The following is a 21,011-nucleotide window of genomic DNA, read 5'->3' on the forward strand; positions in this document are numbered from 1 at the left end:
TTCTATTTTTTTGTAAAATAGAGACTTGAAAGAGGTATATGATGAGTAAAAAAGACAAAAAGATTGAAATCCAATTAGCAGATAGCCAAGTAAAAGTAGGGTCTGAACAATACGAAGGTTATGCTTTATCTATTGGTAAAAAAGTCATTGGTCAAATTGCTGAGTTAGACGGGCAATTTGCTATCATAAAAAATGAAAATGTTGATAGTTTTTATAAAAAACTTGAAAATGCCGTGGAAAAATTGATTGAAACCTATAATTTGGGGAAATAAATGCTTGTGTTTTCTTTTCATCAATGGTATAATAAATACTGTTGATTATACAGGAGAGGTAGCGAAGAGGCTAAACGCGGCGGACTGTAAATCCGCTCCTTCGGGTTCGGGGGTTCGAATCCCTCCCTCTCCATGAGCGCACTCAGCGTTTAAAGGATTTTGTCCGCGTTCTTTTTGGGGTATAGCCAAGCGGTAAGGCAAGGGACTTTGACTCCCTCATGCGTTGGTTCGAATCCAGCTACCCCAGTTCTTAGGTAATATATCAGATAAATGGTAAAATATCTTAGGGTATTTTATTTCTTTATAGGGTGGGAAACGTTAAAGATAGTTCATGTCATTGCGGTGCTTAGGAAAAATATTATAAGTATGTCAAGCAAGAAATGCTTGATTGTTGGAGGATTTTTTTAGATGAATGAATTTGAAGATTTGCTAAATAGTGTTAGCCAAGTTGAGCCAGGCGACGTCGTTACTGCTGAAGTATTGACTGTTGATGCGAACCAAGCTAATGTTGCAATCGCTGGAACTGGTGTAGAAGGTGTGTTGACCCTTCGTGAATTGACAAATGATCGTGAAGCTGACATTAACGATCTTGTAAAACCAGGTGAAACACTTGAATTGCTTGTTCTTCGTCAAGTAGTTGGTAAAGATACTGATACAGTTACTTACCTTGTATCTAAAAAACGTTTAGAAGCTCGCAAGGCATGGGACAAGTTGGTTGGACGTGAAGAAGAAGTTGTTACTGTAAAAGGTACTCGTGCAGTTAAAGGTGGTCTTTCAGTAGAATTTGAAGGACTTCGTGGATTTATTCCTGCTTCAATGCTAGATACTCGTTTCGTTCGTAATACTGAACGTTTTGTAGGTCAAGAATTTGAAGCAAAAATTAAAGAAGTGGATCCAAAAGAAAATCGTTTCATTCTTTCACGCCGTGAAGTAGTAGAAGAAAAAGCTGCAGCAGCACGTGCTGAAGTGTTTGGTAAATTGGCTGTTGGTGACATCGTGACTGGTAAAGTTGCACGTATCACAAGCTTTGGTGCCTTTATTGACCTTGGTGGTGTTGACGGACTTGTTCACTTAACTGAATTGTCACACGAACGCAACGTTTCACCAAAATCTGTTGTATCAGTTGGCGATGAAATTGAAGTAAAAGTTCTTGATTTGAACGAAGAAGAAGGACGCGTATCACTTTCTCTTAAAGCTACAACACCTGGACCATGGGACGGTGTTGAACAAAAATTAGCTGCTGGTGATGTGATTGAAGGCACAGTTAAACGTTTGACAGATTTCGGTGCTTTTGTTGAAGTATTGCCAGGTATTGACGGACTTGTCCATATTTCACAAATTTCACATAAACGTGTTGAAAATCCGAAAGATGTGCTTAAAGTTGGTCAAGAAGTAACTGTGAAAGTTCTTGATGTAAATGCTGATGCAGAACGTGTATCACTTTCTATCAAAGCTCTTGAAGAACGTCCAGTACAAGAAGATGATCAAAAAGAAAAACGTCAATCACGTCCTCGTCGTCAAAAACGTCAAGAAAAACGTGACTTTGAGCTTCCAGAAACTCAAACTGGATTTTCAATGGCTGACTTGTTTGGTGATATTGAATTATAATCAAATAAAAGGATTGGAATTTATCATTTCAGTCCTTTTTTACTTGTTATTTTTATAAAATTTTTATATAATAAAATAGTTGCCACCCTTAGTGTAATGGATATCACGTAAGATTCCGGTTCTTGAGATGGGAGTTCGATTCTCTCAGGGTGGATTGTGTTTATTACTTGAAAGTCTTGTTTTATGCAAGATTTTTTATTTTTACAAAGGAGATTGCGAATGCCTATAAAATTGATTGCTCATGTTCTAATTGAAAAAGATGGAAAATATTTGCTTATTAAACGAAGTAAAATAAAACGTGGTTCTCCAAACATGTATCCAGAATATTGGGATATTCCAGGAGGTAGTGTGGAAGAAGACGAATTGCCGCGAGAAGGTGCTGTACGAGAAGCGATGGAAGAAGTCAACCAAAAAGTACAATTAAGTTCGATTCTTCATGAGGATAGCTGTTATGATGATACAAAGGGCATCGTTTTTACGCGTCTAGTGTATAAGGCAAAATTGCTGGAATATAGAGAGATTAAACTTGATTTGGAAGAGCATACAGCATTTCGCTGGATTCGGGTGCTGTCAGATATGAAAGGTGAGAAGACTGTTCCTTATTTAAAAGATATATTGAAATAAATTGATAAGGTGAGATTATATAAAATAATGGATACGATAAAGTCATGATGCCGTGCAAATCAACTTTATCGTATCCATTTTAGATATGAAAAAACTCCTTGATAAAACAAGGAGTAAGAAAGGAAATTCTTTAGTTTTTAGCTGCTGAAGCAAATTCTTCTTTGGAGAAGGCATCATTGATGATGTCTTTTAATTGTTTAGCAGAAGCTTGCATTTTTTGTTTTTCAGCATCATTCAACGGGATATTTACTGGACGTACGATACCATGTGCGCCGACAATAGCTGGTTGTCCAATGTAGCAGTCTGTAACGCCAGGATATTGGCCTTCTTGGAATACTGAAAGTGGAAGAACTGAATTTTCGTCATCAAGGATAGCTTTTGTGATACGAGCTAAGGCAACTGCGATACCATAGAAAGTCGCACCTTTTTTATTGATGATTGAGTATGCAGCATCACGGACACCTTCAAACAGGTCAACTAATTCAGCAGCATTGAAGTTTTCTACGTCTTGAAGATAATTTTCAAGGTTGACACCTGCAACGTTGGCATGTGACCAAACAGCGAATTCTGAATCACCATGTTCTCCCATGATGTAAGCATGGACAGAACGAGCATCTACATCTAATTTTTCAGCAAGTGCTTGACGGAAACGTGCTGAGTCAAGAGAAGTACCTGAACCAATGACACGTTCTTTAGGGAATCCAGAGAATTTCCAAGTTGAGTAAGTCAAAATGTCAACAGGGTTAGCAGCTACGAGGAAGATACCGTTGAATCCTGAAGCAACAATTTTAGTAACAACATCTTTGTTGATACGAAGGTTTTTTTCAACCAATTGAAGACGAGTTTCACCTGGTTTTTGTGGTGCACCAGCAGTCAAAACGACAAGATCTGCATCGTGTGCATCAGCATATTCTGCTGAATAAATTTTCTTAGGTGAAGTGAAAGCCAAGGCATGGCTGAGGTCTTCAGCATCCCCTTCTGTTTTTTCTTTGAAAATATCAACAATACCAAGTTCTTGGGCGATTCCTTGGTTGACAAGAGCAAATGCGTAAGAAGAACCTACAGCACCGTCACCAACAAGGATGACTTTTTTATGTTGTTTAGTAAGAGTCATTTTGCTAAACATCTCCTTTATTTTATTGGGGAACGTTTTCCCTTTACACATCTATTCTATCACTTTTGTAACATTTTGTCACGAATATAATACATATCATCTTATGTAAACGTTTTTACAACAAAGGGTGTTTACTGAAAAAAATCCCAATTTATGTTATAATGATATGGTCATATAAATTGAAGAGAGGCATTTTTTAATGCAGGATAATAATTTAGTAAATGTGAATTTAACGAGCGAAATGAAGACGAGTTTCATCGATTATGCCATGAGTGTCATTGTTGCTCGTGCTCTTCCGGATGTTCGAGACGGTTTAAAGCCTGTTCACCGAAGAATATTGTATGGGATGAATGAGCTGGGGGTGACTCCTGACAAACCACATAAGAAATCTGCTCGTATCACGGGTGATGTTATGGGTAAATATCACCCACATGGAGATTCTTCTATCTATGAAGCAATGGTGCGGATGGCGCAATGGTGGTCTTACCGTCACATGTTAGTAGATGGTCACGGAAACTTTGGTTCTATGGACGGAGACGGTCCTGCGGCACAACGGTATACAGAAGCTCGGATGAGCAAAATATCGCTTGAAATGTTACGTGATATTAACAAAAATACAGTTGATTTTGCAGATAACTATGATAGCAGTGAGCGTGAGCCATTAGTTTTACCGTCACGTTTTCCTAATTTGCTGGTCAATGGGGCGACAGGTATTGCTGTGGGAATGGCAACAAACATTCCTCCTCACAATCTTGGTGAGACCATTGATGCTGTAAAATTAGTCATGGATAATCCAGATGTGACCACACGTGACCTTATGGAAGTGTTGCCTGGTCCAGACTTCCCGACAGGCGCTTTGGTTATGGGGAAATCAGGCATTCATCGCGCTTATGAAACTGGGAAGGGTTCCATTGTTTTACGTGCTCGGACAGAAATCGAAGAAACTAAATCTGGTCGTGAACGAATTGTCGTCACTGAATTTCCGTATATGGTCAATAAAACCAAAGTTCATGAGCATATTGTGCGACTGGTTCAAGAAAAACGTATTGACGGAATTACAGCGGTTCGTGACGAATCTAACCGTGAAGGGGTTCGTTTTATCATTGATGTGAAGCGGGATGCAAGTGCGCATGTTATTTTGAACAATTTATTTAAATTAACGCAAATGCAGACGAATTTTAGTTTCAATATGTTGGCGATCCAAAATGGAGTGCCAAAGATTCTGTCTTTACGCGAAATTTTGTTTGCTTATATTGAACACCAAAAAGAAGTGGTGACACGTCGGACGGTTTTTGATAAGGAAAAGGCGGAAGCTCGTGCACATATTTTAGCTGGTTTGCTGATTGCACTTGATCACATTGATGAAGTGATTCGCATCATCCGAAACAGTGAGACAGATGCAGAAGCGCAAGCAGAGTTAATGGCACGCTATGAATTATCCGAACGTCAAAGTCAGGCGATTCTGGATATGCGTCTTCGCCGTTTAACGGGATTGGAACGGGATAAGATTCAATCTGAATATGACGACTTGATGAAATTGATAGCAGATTTAGCAGATATTTTAGCTAAACCAGAACGAGTTGTTGCGATTATCAAGGAAGAATTAGAAGAGATTAAACGTAAGTTTTCTGACGAACGTCGTACAGAACTAATGGTTGGTGAAGTACTGTCTTTGGAAGATGAAGATCTCATCGAAGAAGCAGATGTTTTGATTACACTTTCCAATAAAGGCTATATCAAACGGTTGAACCAAGATGAATTCACTGCGCAAAGACGTGGTGGTCGTGGTATTCAAGGAACAGGTGTAAAGGATGACGATTTTGTCCGTGAATTAGTTTCTACCAGCACACATGATCGCTTACTCTTCTTTACCAATAAAGGTCGCGTTTATCGCTTGAAAGGTTATGAAATTCCTGAATACGGCCGTACAGCGAAAGGTTTGCCAATTGTTAATTTGTTGAAATTAGACGAAGGTGAAACAATTCAGACGATTATCAATGTTCAAGCCGAGCATGATGATCATTCCTACCTTTTCTTCACAACGCGCTATGGTGTTGTGAAGCGGACAAGCGTAACAGAGTTTGCTAATATTCGTCAAAATGGTCTGAAAGCTTTGAATTTAAAAGATGAGGATGAACTCATCAACGTCTTTTTGACAAATGGTCACGCAGATATCATTATCGGAACCAAAATGGGATATGCTGTACGATTTAACGAAAATCAAGTTCGAAATATGGGACGAGCTGCGACTGGTGTGCGTGGAGTGAATTTGCGTGCGGATGACCATGTTGTAGGAGCAAGTGTCATTTCGAATGATCAAGAAGTGTTAGTTATCACTGAAAAAGGATATGGCAAGCGTACTTTAGCTAGTGAATACGCTACGAAAGGTCGTGGCGGAAAAGGAATGAAAACAGCTAATATTACTGAGAAAAATGGTCCATTAGCGGGGCTTATGGCTGTGAATGGTGATGAAGATTTGATGATTATCACAAATACAGGGGTTATTATTCGGACAAATGTTGCTAATATTTCTCAAACAGGACGTGCAACTTTGGGTGTTAAAGTAATGCGACTAGATAAGGGAGCGCAGATTGTTACTTTTACAAGCGTTGCAGCAGAGAATGAAAAAGAAGTGGATGAAGAATAAACTAAATAAAAGGAAATGTTATGTCATCAACAAGAAAAAAACATAATAAAAGAAAAAATATTCTGATTAATATTATTGCGACATTGTTAATCATTGTTGCACTTGCACTTATTTTCAACTCTTCTATTCGGAATATGATCATGGTTTGGCATACCAATCGATATCAAGTGAGCAATGTTTCAAAAGATAAAATCACTCAAAATAAAAAAGCCAAAACTAGCTTTAATTTCGATAAAGTTAAATCGCTGTCTACCGAAGATGTGATTAATGCGCAATGGAAAGCACAGCAATTACCAGTTATTGGTGGAATTGCTATTCCTGAACTTTCGATGAATTTGCCAATTTTTAAAGGCTTGGGCAATGTGGGTCTTTATTATGGCGCAGGTACGATGAAAGAAACACAGCAAATGGGGAAAGGGAATTATGCATTGGCTAGTCACCATGTATTTGGGATTACAGGTGCAAGCAATATGCTCTTTTCTCCTTTAGATCGTGCTAAAGCCGGAATGAAAATTTATCTGACAGATAAGGAAAAAATTTATACTTATTCCATTACTTCAGTTGAGAATGTGGCACCTGATAGAGTAGATGTGATTAATGACCGCGAAGGTGTCAATGAAGTGACTTTGGTGACTTGTGAAGATGCTGCGGCTACGTCACGAACGATTGTTAAAGGAACGCTAGAAGGAGAAACTTCTTATAAAGACGCGCCAAAAGAAATTTTAAATGCATTTAGTAAAACATATAATCAAATGCAACTATAATAAAAACGAGGTTGGGACGATAATATCTCAGCCTCGTTTTTATGATGGAAATAAATAGTCACGCGATACTTGAGCAAGCTTTGCAAGAGTGAGAGAACGGGCTAAAAATTTTTAGTTCTCAGCCCTATCCCACTTTTGCTTTTTTGTCGAATGAAATCAAAGTGGTTTATGACAACATGTTTGTCGAAGTACAGAAGTCGTGACTAAATCGCAAATAAATCATTAAGATTTTCAGCCAAAGTTGGATGAGTAAAGATTTGTTTTGTGAAATAAGTATAAGGAATCTTATTATCCATAGCTACAGTTAGAATGTTAATGATTTCTTGAGCACCTTTCGAGAAGATAGTAGCCCCTAAAATTTCCTTAGTTTCTGTATTAACAACAACTTTAAACGCTCCCCTAAGATCTGCATTAACATGTCCACGTGGCATGGCTGCAACTGGAATTTCTTTGGTAGCATAGGGCAGGCCTTGTTCTTTAGCTTGGGTTTCTGTCAAACCAATTTGTGCAAGTGGGGGAGTGATAAACATGGTAGTCGGTACATATTTGCGATTTTCAAGTGTGTAGGAGCCATCACCGGCTAAGTAATGGAAAACGACACGAAAATCATCTAGCGAAACATAAGTAAATTGTAGTCCACCGTTGACATCACCAACAGCAAAGACACCAGGAACAGTTGTTTGGCAATGCTTATCCACTTGGATAGCACCGCGGTCTATAACTTGGATGTCTGTATTTTCAAGTTTTAATGGTTCGATATTTGGTTTACGACCGGTAGCATAAAGCAAAGCGTCAAAGCGAAATATTTCGTTTTTAGCAATGACAAGCACCTCTTCACCGTCATTTTTCACTTCTTGAGTGTAAATATTTTGAAGAATTTCAATGCCATCTTCCGTCATATATTGTTTAGCCAAAGTGGCAATTGAAGGCTCTACACGTGGCAAAAAAGTATCAGCAGCATCAAGGACAGTAACCTTGCTTCCTAGCTTATTGAAAAGTCCTGCAAATTCAAGACCGATATTTCCACCACCAAGGATGCCAAGACGTTTAGGTAATGTAGAAAGATTTTGAATGCCTGTTGAATCATAAACATTTTTTGTTGTAGTAAGTCCTGGAATTGGTAAAACATTTGAGATAGCGCCCGTATTGATGACGATATTTTCGGCTGTTAGCTCTTGCTTTTCGTCGCCTGCTACAATTTCAATTATTTTGTTAGACAGAAAATGAGCTTCTGCATCAATAATATCTACTCCAGCACTACTAATGGCTGCGTAATTTTTCCCATTAAGTCTGCTAGTAACCTCATTTTTCTCAGCCATTACTTCTTCAAATGATAGTCCTTTTTCTGCGGCGACTAATAAAGTTTTGGTTGGAATACAAGCGATATTGATACAAGCTCCACCGTACATGGCTTTGCTACGTTCAATTAAGGCAACATTTTTTCCTTGTGTTGCCATTTTTGCTGCCAATGTTTTACCAGCTTTACCAAAACCAATAACAATTAAATCGTATGTTAACATGATTTTTCCTCCGTTTTTATAAGCATTGTAACATATTCATTTTGCAAATGCTCGCATTTTGCTCTGGAGGATTGGTAAAGGATTGGGGAAAAGAATTTCTTTGAAATTAGAGAAATATTTTTAGAAATTCAATTATTTTTACAAATAAATTTTTAACTTTTGGAAAAATTTTATTTGTAAAATCTTGCCTTTATCCTTTGAAAGGTCAGTAAAATCAATATGTATAATAGAAACTTATGGGACGATTAATTTTTCTTAAGTAGACACAAGATCATATCTGATATAAAATGTAAGCGTCAACAAATACTGAGCCTTGAAATGAAAGCGCTCTTATAACATTATTATAAAGGAGTCCATATTATGGCAACCAAAGAAGAAATTTTACGTGAATTATATCCTGAAGATCTCTTTCACTATGCAGACGATTTAACACTGGGAGAAGCAGAAGTTTTGCAAGAAACTCGTCGTTTGATTGAAAAACATCTTCGTCCTGTGATCAATGAACATTGGGAAAAACCTGATTTTCCATTTGAACAATTTTACGCAGTTGCCAAAGGCGCTCAAATTATGAACAATCCTAAATTGTTCGAAGGACGTGAAGGCAGTTATAAACCGTCAGAACTTTATATTGCATTCCTTTATTTGGAATTGGCTCGTTTTGATACATCAATGGCTACATTCTATACTGTGCATGGTGGACTTTGCTATAACACAATTTTACTCGGTGGAGACGAACGCCAACAAAAAGAATTTCTTCCTAAATTAGCAGCGTTTGATTGGCAGGGATGTTTTGCTTTGACAGAACCACTTTCTGGTTCAGACATCGCAGGTGGGCTTGCAACAACTGCTGAACGTGTAGGAGACAAGTGGATTATTAACGGTGAAAAACGTTGGATTGGTGGTTCAGATACAGCTGATGTTATTCCAGTATTTGCTCGTGACGTTGCAGATGGCAAAATTAAATGCTTTATCGTTCGCAAAGGAGCTCCTGGTTACGATGTAGAAGTTATTCAACATAAAATTGCACTTCGTTGTGTTCGAAATGGTCATATCACAATGACAAATGTTGAAGTTCCAGACTCAGACCGTTTGGTAAACATCAATGGTTTTGAAGATGTAGCTCGCATTCTTACATTTACTCGTGCTGATGTGGCTCATATTGCTATGGGAATAACTTGTGGTTCATTTGTTGCAGCATTAAAATATACTACAAACCGTCAACAATTTAAACGTCCAGTTGCTAAATTCCAAATCATTCAAGAAAAATTGGCTAGAATGCAAGCGAATGCTGTGGCAGTTATTGCTTACTCAGTTCGTCTTGCTGAAATGCAAGAAGCTGGCAATGAATTAATGTTAAATTCTGCCCTTGCTAAAATGCATAATTCACTCGTTATGCGAGAAACTGTTGCCCTTGCTCGTGAAGTAGGCGGAGGGGATGGAATCACTCTTGAAACAGATGTTGCCCGTTTCTTTGCAGACGCTGAGGCTGTTTATACTTATGAAGGTTCTCATGAAGTCAACGCTTTGATTGTTGGTCGTGAAATTACTGGCTTAGGTGCATTTGTATAATGACAAAGCAGGAACGGTTGAAGAGTATTCATCATTCAATCGTTCCTATTCTTTCATTTTAAACTTTATAATGTTAATATTAGATAGGAGAGAAAATTGAATATTTCAAAAGTGATGATCATTGGGTCAGGTCAGATGGGAAGTGGTATTGCACAAGTCTTTGCCCAATCAGGCTTTACAGTGTATTTGAATGATATTAAAGACGAATTCGTTGAAAGAGGAATCGGGAATATTACCAAGCAATTGACACGTTCTGTAGAGAAAGGTCGTCTGTCAGAAACTGATAAAAATAGTATTTTGAGTAAGTTGATTCCCTCAACCTCATACGAAGATGCAAAAAATGTTCAGTTAGTTATTGAAGCTGCTACTGAAAACCGAGACATTAAGTTGAGTATTTTTAAACAATTAGATGAATTAACAACACCAGAAACAATTTTAGCGTCCAATACATCATCTTTGTCAATTACTGACATTGCAGCAGCAATAGTGCATCAAGAACGAGTTATTGGTATGCATTTCTTTAATCCTGCTCCTGTTATGAAATTGGTCGAAGTGATCAAAGCACTTCAAACATCAGAAGAAGTAGTCAAAACTGTTCGTGAATTGACTGACAAAATCGGTAAAACAGCAGTTGATGTTAGAGATTCTTATGGTTTTGTTGTAAATCGAGTGTTGATTCCGATGATTAATGAAGCAATTTTCATTCTCGGAGAAGGAGTAGCATCAGCTGAAGAAATTGATGAAGCGATGAAGCTAGGAGCTAATCATCCAATTGGTCCTTTGGCTTTAGCAGATTTAATTGGTTTGGATGTTTGCTTGGCTATTATGGGCGTATTGAATAATGGGTTTGGTGATCCAAAATATCGTCCTGCTCCATTGTTGAAAAAAATGGTTGAAGCTAATAAACTTGGTCGTAAGACCAAGGAAGGTTTCTTTAAATACTAAGGTAAGGAGCAAGAAATGAAAGAAGCAGTTATTGTATCAGCAGTTCGTACACCATTAGGTTCTTTTGGTGGAAGTTTGAAAAATATTTCAGCTGTTGATTTGGGAAGCTTGGTTATCAAAAGCGCGCTGGAACGAGCAAATTTGAAGGCTGAACAAGTTGATGAAGTGATTATGGGAAATGTTTTAGGGGCAGGACTTGGTCAGAATGTGGCACGTCAAATGAGTGTCAATGCAGGTATCCCTATATCTTCTCCAGCATTCACAGTCAATAAAGTATGTGGTTCAGGGCTTAAAACTGTTCAGTTGGCCGCACAAGCTATCCTTTGTGGAGATGCTGATATCATCGTAGCGGGTGGTGCAGAAAATATGAGCCAAGCACCATACGTGCTGCAAAATCAACGTTGGGGCTCTCGTATGGGAGACTCTAAAGTTGTTGATACTATGTTGCGCGACGGTCTGACTGACGCTTTTGGTGATTTCCATATGGGAATTACTGCTGAAAATGTAGCAGAGCAGTATGATATTTCTCGTGAAGTTCAAGATGCTTTTGCTGTGCAATCTCAACAACGTGCTGTGGCAGCTATTGAAGCTGGACGTTTCAAAGAAGAAATTGTTCCAGTGGTTATTCCACAAAGAAAAGGTGAGCCAATTATTTTTGATACGGATGAATTTCCAAGAAAAGATGCCTCATTAGAAGGTTTGGCTAAATTGCGTCCTGTCTTTAAAGAAGGTGGAACTGTCACGGCTGGTAATGCTTCTGGTATCAATGACGGAGCAGCAGCAGTTGTTGTCATGAGTTCAGAAAAAGCAAAAGAATTAGGCATCCCCGTTTTAGCAACTATTAAATCATATGCTAGTGCGGGCTTAGATCCAAAAATCATGGGTTGCGGACCAATTTATGCCTCTCGTAAAGCACTTGAAAAAGGTGGTTTTACAGTTGAAGACCTTGATTTGATTGAATCCAATGAAGCATTTGCATCGCAAGCATGTGCTGTTGGTAAGGAGTTAAATCTTGATCCGGAAAAAGTAAACGTAAATGGTGGTGCCATTGCACTTGGTCATCCAATTGGAGCATCAGGCTGCCGTATTCTGGTTACTTTGTTGCATGAAATGGAAAAACGCGATGCTAAACGTGGTCTTGCAACTCTTTGTATCGGAGGAGGAATGGGCACAGCAGTCATTGTAGAACGTTAAAAATAATTACCTACTAAATTTAATTTACCATTTGATTTTTTTACTCTGTAAAATAAATTCTATCTAAGATGTTTATCTTAAATGATTCTTAGTAGAATTTGTTTTTTTATTTTGAAAATCAAAAAGTCTTAGTATTTTTTATAACTCTATAAGTTAAACTTATAGAGTTATAAATTAAGATTAAGTAGACGAGAATGGAAAAATGGGATATCATAGCATTGTAAGCTCTTACATTTTTGGTTCAAGTATTTGTTGACACTATATACTTTATAACTCAAATTTTATAAGTAGGAGCAGTAAAATGAGTAAAACTGTTTTATTAGAAGTTAAAAACAGAATCGGCTACATCACGATCAACCGTCCTGAAGCTTTAAATGCTTTGAGTTCTCAGGTTTTGGCTGATTTGAATGAAGTTCTTGATCAAGTTGAAAACAGTGAAGACATTCGTGTTGTCATTGTGACAGGATCAGGAGAAAAAGCATTTGTAGCTGGGGCTGATATTAAGGAAATGGACTTAATGTCACCGATTCAAGCTTTTGAATACATGACATTTGCAAACAATACCTTTACTCGCCTTTCAGATTTACGTCAGCCAACGATTGCGGTACTCAATGGCTATGCACTCGGAGGTGGAATGGAACTGGCACTTTCAACGGATATTCGTATTGGATATGAAAAAACAGTTGTAGGCTTTCCAGAAGTCGGCTTGGGCATTATCCCAGGATTCGCTGGTACTCAACGTATGTCTCGTTTAATTGGAACAAGCCGTACGAAAGAATTGATTTTCACTGCTCGTACGGTGAAAGGTCAAGAAGCCTATGAACTAGGCATTCTTAACAAGCTGGTTTCCGTCGAAGAACTATTAAGCTCAGCTGAAGAATTGGCTGCAGCCATGATAAAGAATGCACCGTTAGCTGTGGAAAAAGCTAAGCATGTCATTCAAGTTGGTTCGGAACTCCCACTAAAAAATGCTATCAGACTTGAAACGGAAGCTGAAGCATTGTTGTTCTCTACAGAGGACAAAGTAGAAGGGATGCGTGCTTTTGTAGAAAAACGCAAGGCGGTTTTTAATCGTAAGTAATAAGTGGAGATATTGGCATGCAAATTGTAACATTATCAGAAGCAATTTCTAACATTAAATCTGAAGATATTGTAGGTATCTCAGGTTTTCTTGGAGTGGGTGAGCCATTTGAACTCATTGAAGAATTGGTTCGACAAAATCAACAGAACTTAACAATAGTATCTGTTGTTACCTCACAACCGGGTAAAGAGATTGGCGTTGGTCGCTTGTGTGAAAATCACCAAGTTAAAAAATATATTGCAGCTCACGTGGGTACTTCCGCTGCCGCACAACATGAATATTTTAGCGGTGATATGGAAGTTGAATTCACACCAATGGGAACCGTGGTTGAACGACTTCATGCTGCGGGTGCTGGTTTGGGAGCTGTTTTGACTCCGACTGGCGTTGGGACTATTTTGGAAAAAGATTATGAAAAAGTAGCTCGCAACGGCAGAGAATATCTTGTTTATGACCCTTTGAAAATTGATGTTGCTTTGATTAAGGCTACCAAGTCAGATAAATATGGCAATTTATACATTGATGGGACAACTAAAAATATTTCATTGCAGCTGGCTCTTGCAGCTGATACAGTGATTGTTGAAGCCAATGAAATTGTTGAAGTTGGTGAAATTGATCCTAACGATGTATATATTCCCGGAATTCTTGTAGACTATGTTGTTGAAAGCTTGACTTCTAAAGAACATCATAAAATGATGGGCGACCTCTGGATAGAAACTAAAAAATTGGCAGGGGTAAATTAATATGAAATCAAAAGAAATTATTGCAAGACGTGTGGCCCTTGAATTTAAAGATGGAGATGTCATCAACCTTGGATTTGGTATTCCGAATGCCTCTGCTGACTATATTCCTGAAGGCGTAAATGTGATCCTTCAAGCAGAAAATGGTGCTCTTCGTTTTGGTGAGACACCAACAAAAGAAAATTATGATGCAAATCTGGCAAATTCTGGAGGAGCACCCATTACTCTTTTACCAGGAGCATCGTTGTTTGACCTACAAACTTCGTTTGCCATTATTCGTGGAGGTCACGTTGATGCTACGGTTTTAGGAGCGTTAGAAGTTAGTCAAGATGGCAGTATTGCGAATTGGATTATCCCAGACAAGTTTGCTCCAGGGATGGGAGGAGCTATGGACCTTCTGGTTGGTGCCAAAAGGGTTATCGCTGCTATCCAACATACTACTGTTGATGGACAGTCAAAACTGCTGAAAGAGTGCACATTGCCTCTATCAGCTAAAGGAGTTTTAGATTTGGTCATCACAGAGCTAGCGGTATTTGGCTTTCAAGATGGGAAATTCCTTTTGAAAGAATTAGCTCCCGGTGTCTCTTTGGAAGAAGTTCTTGAAAAGACAGAGGGAGAAGTAATCGTGTCAGATGACTTAAAAACAATGTCTATCTAGTTAAATTATCAAGCAAATATAGCTACTGTTTGCCATAAAGTGTGTTACTATATGCTTATAACGAACTTTATCGATGATAAGTTTTTAATCAACCTATTAGCAACTGATCATCTATATTAAAAAGATCAGTTGCTATTTTATTCCTGACAAATTATATTACAAATATTGAAAGATAGGAGACGATGAACATGGATATTATTCAAATGACTTACTTTATCAATATCGTCGAATGCGGATGTAATCTTTCGATTGCTGCTAAAAAAATTCATATTAGTCAATCTGCTTTGAGTCAATTTGTCACAAATTTTGAAGTGACTGAAGGACTGCAGCTTTTTAATCGTAGAAATGGAAGATTAGAAAGTCTGACAGAAGCTGGTGGGAAAATTTATCGTTTTGCTACGGAAATTGTCAATCGCCATGAAGAAATGCAATCCATGATTCATATGGAAGCGCAAAAACAAAAAGGAACCATTAATTTAGGCATTCCTTCTCTGATTTTGCGTGTTTATTTTGCCAGTGCTCTTCCTAAATTTTTAAAGGATAATCCGCACATTAATATTCAAGTTGTGGAGGGAGGAAGCAAGGATTTACGTCAAAAATTTCTTGAAGGTGATTTAAATTTTGTTTTATTGATTGAGCCGACTAATTTAGATGCTAAAAAGTACGAGCAATATATTATACAAGCCGATGAATATGCAGCTTATATGGATAAAAATCATCCTTTAGCAGATAAAGAACTTCTTGAATGGAAAGACATCGCCGCTTATGATTTAGCAACATTTAATAAATCATTTACCACTTATGAATTAGTAGCTGAAAAATTAAAAAATAAGAAGATAGAGACAAATTTTACATATTTATCATCAGCATGGGATTTTTTAACAGAGTCTACGTATAAGAATGATATGATTGCTATTTTACCTCGTCCAGTAGAATATTTTGTGGATAAAAATAAGTTTAAAGCTGTTCGTTTTAAAGATCCGGTTCCATTTAATATCTGGTTCTGCAGACCATATAAAGCAAATTATAATGAAGTTGAAGCATACGTTTATGAAGAACTTTTGAAAGGTTACTATCAGCCTATTTCGAGCCTTGATACCTAATAAAGGAGCAAATTGATGTCAAAAATTAGCACTACAGCAGCTATGATTGATTCATATACGAATACAGCAATCAAAAACTATGTAAAATCACATGATGAATCAACTTATTTTCCAAAGGAAATGTGGGATGAATTGACGAACGAAATGGATATATTTTTGCCCATTTTATCTGAAGAGAATCACACCTTAAGTTCTGATTTCATCACATTTATCCGAAAAATTGCTAATGAATTTGCTGCTCTTTCAGCTATTTTATTAACACAAGGTTGCTATGGAATTTATTCTATTTTGAATTTTGGGACAGCAGAGCAAAAGGAATTATATCTTGAAAAGTTACTAAAAGGTCAGTACATAGGAGGATTAGGATTTTGCGAGTATAAACATCTAAAGGGGCTAGAAGATCTTGAAACGTATGCAACAAAGACTGAGCAGGGATGGTGTCTCTCAGGGAAAAAGGCGATGATTTCCAATAGCAGCGTTGCAGATATACTACTGGTTTTGGCAAAAGTAAAAGAACAAGGTAAGGTGGAGAAGTACGGACTCTTTATTGTTGATCCAAAAGATTCGGATGTGCTAATTGGTGAACAGATTGAAAAACCGGGCTTGATAGGTCTTCCTTTGAGTTCAGTCACGCTAAAAAATGTCTTGCTCCCGGAAAACGCCTTATTGGGAGACGAATTAGCTGGGGATGTCCAATTTGCTAACATCATTAAAAATATGCAACTTGGCTTAAGTGCTATTGCGTTAGGTGTTGCTGAGGGGGCTTTCAATAAAGGTATTGAATTTGCAAAAGTGAGGAGAGGATTTGGAAAGCGTTTGATTGATGTGGAAATTCATCAAAATAAATTTGCTGATTTATATAATAAATTATGCTCTGCAGAAGCTTATTTTGCATCTTATCCTAGTCAAATTGAAGAAGATGCAAAATTTGTTTCTCGCATAAAACTGTACACGACGAAAGTTGCCATTGAGATATCCGATGAAATCCTTCGACTAATTGGTCCTTTACAAAAATTCGACAAGGTTAATATCAAACGTTATTTAAAGGATGCAGAAACTATTGAAAACTATGGAAGATCTGGAAATTCTATCAGAAGAGAAATTGCCGAAAGGTGGCTAAAGGAGTAAGAAATGACAGAACTCGCTCTACAAGAGTATCAATTTGGAGATATGAAATTAACTTGGTTACGTGGAGTTGACAAAATGACAGATGCAGGCACTTTATTTGGTCCTGTACCAAAAGTTGTTTGGTCACGCTATTATCCAACAACTGAAGAAAATATGATGGTTGAATTAACCGATCCAATATTGATTCAATACAAAAATAAAAATTATTTAATTGATGCAAGTTTTAACACTGCGAAACTATCTGATAAACAAAGACGAAATTTAGGGATTTTATCTGAAAGCAGAATTGAAGAGAGCTTGGAACTTTTAGGTTTGACTCCTGAAGATATTTCTTATGTGTTAATGACTCACATGCATCACGATCACTCTGGTGGATTGACAAAATTAAATGAAAATCATCAGTTGGTTTCAACTTTTCCCAATGCTAAGATTTTTGTAAATGATATTGAATGGTACGAGATGATGAACCCAAATAATCGGACTAAAGGGACTTATCTCAGAGAAAATTGGGAACCTATTCAACATCAAGTGGAGACATTTACGGAATACTTGAATGTCATACCAGAAATTCAAATGGTTCATACTGGTGGTCATAGCAATGGTCATAGTATCATTTTGCTGAAACAAGGAAATGAAACCATGATTCATATGGCAGACTTGCTCTTAACTCACGCGCATCGCAAGCCTGTATGGGTCGCTGCTGTAGATGATTACCCCATGCGTTCCATTATTGCAAAAGAAAAATGGCTCAAGGAAGCATTTGAAAATCATTATAAATTTTTCTTTTACCACGATCAATTTTTTGCTGTTGTGGAATTTGACCATGAAGGAAAGGAAATTGTTGATTATGTGAAACGGATTCGCGAACCAAGACTTCCGTTTACCGATAAGCAGGATAGAAAGCCTGTTTTGTATCATTAAGATTCAAAAATTGCCTTTTGTTTTTGAAAGGTGATTTTTTGTTGCATGATTTATCAATGCGGATTAGCTAAAATTCTGGTATAATGAAGATGTTAAACTAGTGTAAGAAAGAGGTTTTCATGGCTACTATTCAATGGTTTCCGGGACACATGTCCAAGGCTCGGAGACAAGTACAAGAAAATATCAAATTTGTGGATTTTGTGACAATTTTAGTAGACGCGCGTTTACCATTGTCCAGTCAAAATCCCATGCTGACTAAAATCGTGGGAGAGAAGCCTAAGCTCCTCATTTTGAATAAAGCAGATTTGGCTGACCCGACTTTGACGAAGGAGTGGAGAAATTATTTTGAAAAGCAAGGCGTCAAGGCTTTGCCAATCAATTCTAAGGAGCAATCAACTGTAAAAAAAGTCACGGAAGCAGCTCAGTCTTTGATGAAAGAGAAAATCGCTCGGCAAAAAGAGCGCGGAATCCAAATTGAAACATTGCGAACCATGATTATCGGGATTCCTAATGCCGGAAAATCCACACTGATGAATCGTTTAGCCGGAAAAAAAATTGCTGTGACTGGAAATAAACCAGGTGTTACCAAAGGGCAGCAGTGGCTCAAGTCGAATAAGGACTTGGAAATTTTAGATACTCCAGGGATTCTCTGGCCTAAGTTTGAAGATGAGAAAGTTGCTTTGAAACTCGCTTTAACAGGAGCGATTAAAGACGATTTGCTTCCAATGGATGAGGTTACTATTTTTGGAATCAATTATTTCAAAGAACATTATCCAAAGGAGCTTCAAGAACGGTTCAAGCAAATGAACTTGGAAGAAGAAGCACCTGAAATCATTATGGATATGACACAAAAATTAGGATTTCGAGATGACTATGACCGCTTTTATCGTCTTTTCATAAAAGATATTCGCGATGGCAAGTTAGGACGTTATACTTTGGATACTTTAGGTGAGATACATGGCGACAATTAAAGAGATTCAAGAAATCTTATCTGAAATAACAGACATAGAGAGTCCAGTTTTTGAGCAATTTCGAGATGATAGTCGGGCTGGTGTCCACAAGCTCATTATGAAGCGTAAAAAACAAATCCAAGCTGAATTGGACGAAGACCGTCGTTTGGAGCAAATGCTACGATATGAAAAGGAGCTTTATGCTACTGGTTGCCAATACATCGCTGGGATTGATGAGGTTGGGCGTGGTCCCTTAGCAGGTCCTGTTGTGGCAGCAGCAGTTATTTTACCTAAAAACTGTAAAATCAAAGGTCTCAACGATAGCAAGAAAATTCCCAAGAAAAAGCACGAAGAAATCTATCAAGAAGTGCTAAAACAAGCCGTTGCAGTTGGTATTGGTGTCAAGGATAATCAAGTGATTGATAAGGTGAATATCTATGAAGCGACGAAATTAGCCATGTTAGAAGCTGTGGGAAATCTTGAAATCTCTCCGCAACATCTCTTGATTGATGCCATGCAGTTAGATGTTCAAGTTTCGCAAACGTCTATCATCAAAGGAGATGCTAATTCACTGTCTATTTCGGCCGCTTCGATCGTAGCCAAGGTGACGAGAGATCGCATGATGACTGATTATGAGCTAACTTATCCAGGCTATGACTTTGCACACAATGTTGGTTATGGAACCCAGCATCATTTAGATGGATTGAAACGAAAAGGAATCACTCCTATTCATCGCAAAACTTTTGAACCAATTAAATCCATGCTTGAAGAAGTCGAGGACAAGGGATGATTATTTCTAAAGTTTTAAATAATAATGTGGTCATTTCTGAAGAAAATCACCAAGAAGTAGTGTTGATGGGATGCGGACTGGCTTTTGGATGTAAAGCAGGAGAGGATGTTCGGGATAATCTGATTGAGAAAAAGTATGTCTTGTCAGAAAACAAGCGTGAATTATTATTAGAATTACCTGCTGACATCATAGAAATGGCTGATAAAATTATCACTTACGCACATGCAAAAATAAATAAAAAATTGCAAGATGGTGCCTTTTTAGCGATGGCTGATCACCTGTATGGTGTGGTTTTACGTGTCCAAGATCATTTCTTTATGAAAAATTTCCTCATGTGGGATATTAAGCGATTTTTCCCTGACGAATTTGAAGTTGGCAAGTATGCCAATCAATTGTTGGGTGACTATTTAGGACAAGATTTACCTTTGGATGAAGCAGGCTTTATGGCTTTGACCATTGTCAATGCTGAATTAGATAATGGCAATGTAGCCGCTCAAGATTTGACACAGCTAATGGAAGAAATCATGACAATCGTCAAATACAGCTTAGAGATCTCATTAGATGACGAGGATATTTATGTTCAGCGCTTTATTACGCATCTGAAATTTTTTGCGAACGTGTTTTAACGGACACCGGACATCAGGAGTTAGACGACAATGACATGTTTGATTTACTGAAAATCAAGTATCCGTCGGCTTATGAAACGACAACAAAGATTACCCAATATCTTAAGCAAACGCGCAATTATCAGACGTCTGATGACGAACAAATGTATCTAACCATTCACTTATCAAGAATGAAAAGGAAAGTCAATGAAAACTGAATATGAAAAAATGATTGCGGGAGAATTATACAATCCGCAAGATTCCGAATTACGAAAATTGGTAACACGTTCTCGTCAATTTCAATACGTATTTAATGCAGAACAGGACGGTAAAAAAAGAAGTAAACTCGTAAAAGAATGGTTCGGTTCAACTGGTGAGAACATTTCGATGAAACCAAACTTTGTCTGCGATTATGGTATCAACATTCACTTAGGAGAAAATTTTTATTCTAATTGGAACATGACCATGCTTGATGTTTGTCCGATTACTATTGGAAAAAATGCATTGTTTGGGCCAAATTGTCAACTTCTGACCCCTCTCCACCCTTTAGATGCACAAGAACGCATATCAGGTATAGAATACGGTGCACTAATTACCATTGGCGATAATTTCTGGGCAGGTGGCGGCGTAACGATTTTGCCTGGAGTAACATTGGGAGACAATGTCGTCGTTGGAGCAGGCTCGGTTGTTACCAAATCTTATGGTGATAATGTTGTTTTAGCAGGAAACCCAGCTCGGATTATTAAAGAATTAGATAAAATGTAAAAAACGAGAATTTCTC

The 21,011-nt window shown here is 37.7% G+C and carries 19 protein-coding genes, 3 tRNA genes and 1 pseudogene; 21 read left to right on the forward strand and 2 right to left on the reverse strand.

The genetic code is table 11. From position 1 onward, the window contains the following. Nucleotides 1–41: 41 nt before the first annotated feature. The 6 genes from HMPREF2984_RS03100 to HMPREF2984_RS03125 all read left to right on the forward strand — a co-directional run bounded on the left by HMPREF2984_RS03100 (nucleotide 42) and on the right by HMPREF2984_RS03125 (nucleotide 2,504). Nucleotides 42–272, forward strand: a complete 231-nt coding sequence (locus HMPREF2984_RS03100; protein WP_049533369.1) for a DUF2969 domain-containing protein — start codon at nucleotides 42–44, stop codon at nucleotides 270–272. Between the two features lie 52 nt (nucleotides 273–324). Continuing rightward, nucleotides 325–405, forward strand: a tRNA-Tyr gene (locus tag HMPREF2984_RS03105). A gap of 42 nt (nucleotides 406–447) precedes the next feature. Beyond that, nucleotides 448–519, forward strand: a tRNA-Gln gene (locus HMPREF2984_RS03110). A 161-nt stretch (nucleotides 520–680) separates the two neighbouring features. Continuing rightward, nucleotides 681–1,880 (forward strand): 30S ribosomal protein S1, encoded by a 1,200-nt coding sequence (gene rpsA, locus HMPREF2984_RS03115; protein WP_003029657.1) that lies wholly within the window; start codon nucleotides 681–683, stop codon nucleotides 1,878–1,880. A gap of 82 nt (nucleotides 1,881–1,962) precedes the next feature. Continuing rightward, nucleotides 1,963–2,034: transfer RNA gene (locus HMPREF2984_RS03120), tRNA-Arg, on the forward strand. Nucleotides 2,035–2,099: 65 nt separating this feature from the next. Continuing rightward, the gene (locus tag HMPREF2984_RS03125; protein ID WP_022525130.1) at nucleotides 2,100–2,504 is read left to right on the forward strand and encodes an NUDIX hydrolase; all 405 of its coding nucleotides are present in this window, start codon (nucleotides 2,100–2,102) and stop codon (nucleotides 2,502–2,504) included. Between the two features lie 130 nt (nucleotides 2,505–2,634). On the opposite strand, the gene HMPREF2984_RS03130 is transcribed toward HMPREF2984_RS03125, so the two are convergent. Continuing rightward, nucleotides 2,635–3,618 (reverse strand): L-lactate dehydrogenase, encoded by a 984-nt coding sequence (locus tag HMPREF2984_RS03130; RefSeq protein WP_003024429.1) that lies wholly within the window; start codon nucleotides 3,616–3,618, stop codon nucleotides 2,635–2,637. A gap of 199 nt (nucleotides 3,619–3,817) precedes the next feature. Here HMPREF2984_RS03130 and gyrA point away from each other — a divergent pair, with 199 nt between their 5' ends. Together gyrA and HMPREF2984_RS03140 are read left to right on the forward strand one after the other, a co-directional pair. Next, on the forward strand, nucleotides 3,818–6,265 hold the full coding sequence (gene gyrA, locus HMPREF2984_RS03135; RefSeq protein ID WP_070670439.1) for a DNA gyrase subunit A: 2,448 nt from the start codon (nucleotides 3,818–3,820) through the stop codon (nucleotides 6,263–6,265). Between the two features lie 20 nt (nucleotides 6,266–6,285). Further along, the gene (locus HMPREF2984_RS03140; protein ID WP_049534067.1) at nucleotides 6,286–7,029 is read left to right on the forward strand and encodes a class A sortase; all 744 of its coding nucleotides are present in this window, start codon (nucleotides 6,286–6,288) and stop codon (nucleotides 7,027–7,029) included. A gap of 203 nt (nucleotides 7,030–7,232) precedes the next feature. On the opposite strand, the gene HMPREF2984_RS03145 is transcribed toward HMPREF2984_RS03140, so the two are convergent. Next, nucleotides 7,233–8,549 (reverse strand): FAD-containing oxidoreductase, encoded by a 1,317-nt coding sequence (locus tag HMPREF2984_RS03145; protein ID WP_070670441.1) that lies wholly within the window; start codon nucleotides 8,547–8,549, stop codon nucleotides 7,233–7,235. Nucleotides 8,550–8,909: 360 nt separating this feature from the next. Between HMPREF2984_RS03145 and HMPREF2984_RS03150 the strand changes: the two genes are divergently transcribed. The 13 genes and pseudogenes from HMPREF2984_RS03150 (at nucleotide 8,910) to HMPREF2984_RS03210 (ending at nucleotide 20,995) form a co-directional block, all read left to right on the forward strand. Further along, nucleotides 8,910–10,118 carry an acyl-CoA dehydrogenase FadE gene (locus HMPREF2984_RS03150; protein WP_049534065.1) on the forward strand — a complete coding sequence of 403 codons (1,209 nt, stop codon included), beginning with the start codon at nucleotides 8,910–8,912 and terminating at the stop codon, nucleotides 10,116–10,118. Between the two features lie 96 nt (nucleotides 10,119–10,214). After that, nucleotides 10,215–11,063 carry a 3-hydroxybutyryl-CoA dehydrogenase gene (locus tag HMPREF2984_RS03155; protein ID WP_049534063.1) on the forward strand — a complete coding sequence of 283 codons (849 nt, stop codon included), beginning with the start codon at nucleotides 10,215–10,217 and terminating at the stop codon, nucleotides 11,061–11,063. A 15-nt stretch (nucleotides 11,064–11,078) separates the two neighbouring features. After that, a complete protein-coding gene (locus HMPREF2984_RS03160; RefSeq protein ID WP_049534061.1) occupies nucleotides 11,079–12,257 on the forward strand; it encodes an acetyl-CoA C-acetyltransferase in 1,179 nt (392 codons plus the stop codon). 301 nt (nucleotides 12,258–12,558) lie between these two features. After that, a complete protein-coding gene (locus tag HMPREF2984_RS03165) occupies nucleotides 12,559–13,338 on the forward strand; it encodes an enoyl-CoA hydratase/isomerase family protein (RefSeq protein WP_003042664.1) in 780 nt (259 codons plus the stop codon). A 17-nt stretch (nucleotides 13,339–13,355) separates the two neighbouring features. Continuing rightward, nucleotides 13,356–14,078: a CoA transferase subunit A gene (locus tag HMPREF2984_RS03170; RefSeq protein ID WP_003042516.1), complete on the forward strand. Its 723-nt coding sequence runs from the start codon at nucleotides 13,356–13,358 to the stop codon at nucleotides 14,076–14,078. A gap of 1 nt (nucleotide 14,079) precedes the next feature. Then, nucleotides 14,080–14,733 carry a 3-oxoacid CoA-transferase subunit B gene (locus HMPREF2984_RS03175; protein WP_070670445.1) on the forward strand — a complete coding sequence of 218 codons (654 nt, stop codon included), beginning with the start codon at nucleotides 14,080–14,082 and terminating at the stop codon, nucleotides 14,731–14,733. Between the two features lie 188 nt (nucleotides 14,734–14,921). Then, nucleotides 14,922–15,836 carry a LysR family transcriptional regulator gene (locus HMPREF2984_RS03180; RefSeq protein ID WP_003043021.1) on the forward strand — a complete coding sequence of 305 codons (915 nt, stop codon included), beginning with the start codon at nucleotides 14,922–14,924 and terminating at the stop codon, nucleotides 15,834–15,836. Nucleotides 15,837–15,851: 15 nt separating this feature from the next. Beyond that, on the forward strand, nucleotides 15,852–16,964 hold the full coding sequence (locus HMPREF2984_RS03185) for an acyl-CoA dehydrogenase family protein (protein ID WP_049534057.1): 1,113 nt from the start codon (nucleotides 15,852–15,854) through the stop codon (nucleotides 16,962–16,964). 3 nt (nucleotides 16,965–16,967) lie between these two features. Next, nucleotides 16,968–17,885: an MBL fold metallo-hydrolase gene (locus tag HMPREF2984_RS03190; protein WP_003042474.1), complete on the forward strand. Its 918-nt coding sequence runs from the start codon at nucleotides 16,968–16,970 to the stop codon at nucleotides 17,883–17,885. Between the two features lie 119 nt (nucleotides 17,886–18,004). Beyond that, nucleotides 18,005–18,856 (forward strand): ribosome biogenesis GTPase YlqF, encoded by an 852-nt coding sequence (gene ylqF, locus HMPREF2984_RS03195; RefSeq protein WP_003029675.1) that lies wholly within the window; start codon nucleotides 18,005–18,007, stop codon nucleotides 18,854–18,856. Beyond that, a complete protein-coding gene (locus HMPREF2984_RS03200; RefSeq protein WP_070670448.1) occupies nucleotides 18,843–19,625 on the forward strand; it encodes a ribonuclease HII in 783 nt (260 codons plus the stop codon). The genes ylqF and HMPREF2984_RS03200 overlap by 14 nt, the downstream gene beginning before the upstream one ends. Then, nucleotides 19,622–20,448: pseudogene (locus HMPREF2984_RS03205) on the forward strand (PRD domain-containing protein). Before HMPREF2984_RS03200 ends, HMPREF2984_RS03205 begins: the two are co-directional and overlap by 4 nt. Continuing rightward, nucleotides 20,438–20,995, forward strand: coding sequence for a sugar O-acetyltransferase (locus HMPREF2984_RS03210; protein WP_070670452.1), 558 nt, complete (start codon nucleotides 20,438–20,440; stop codon nucleotides 20,993–20,995). Before HMPREF2984_RS03205 ends, HMPREF2984_RS03210 begins: the two are co-directional and overlap by 11 nt. Nucleotides 20,996–21,011 lie beyond the last annotated feature (16 nt).

Origin of the sequence: Streptococcus sp. HMSC066E07, from assembly GCF_001814695.1 — a bacterium.
Classification (GTDB): Bacteria; Bacillota; Bacilli; order Lactobacillales; family Streptococcaceae; genus Streptococcus; species Streptococcus hominis.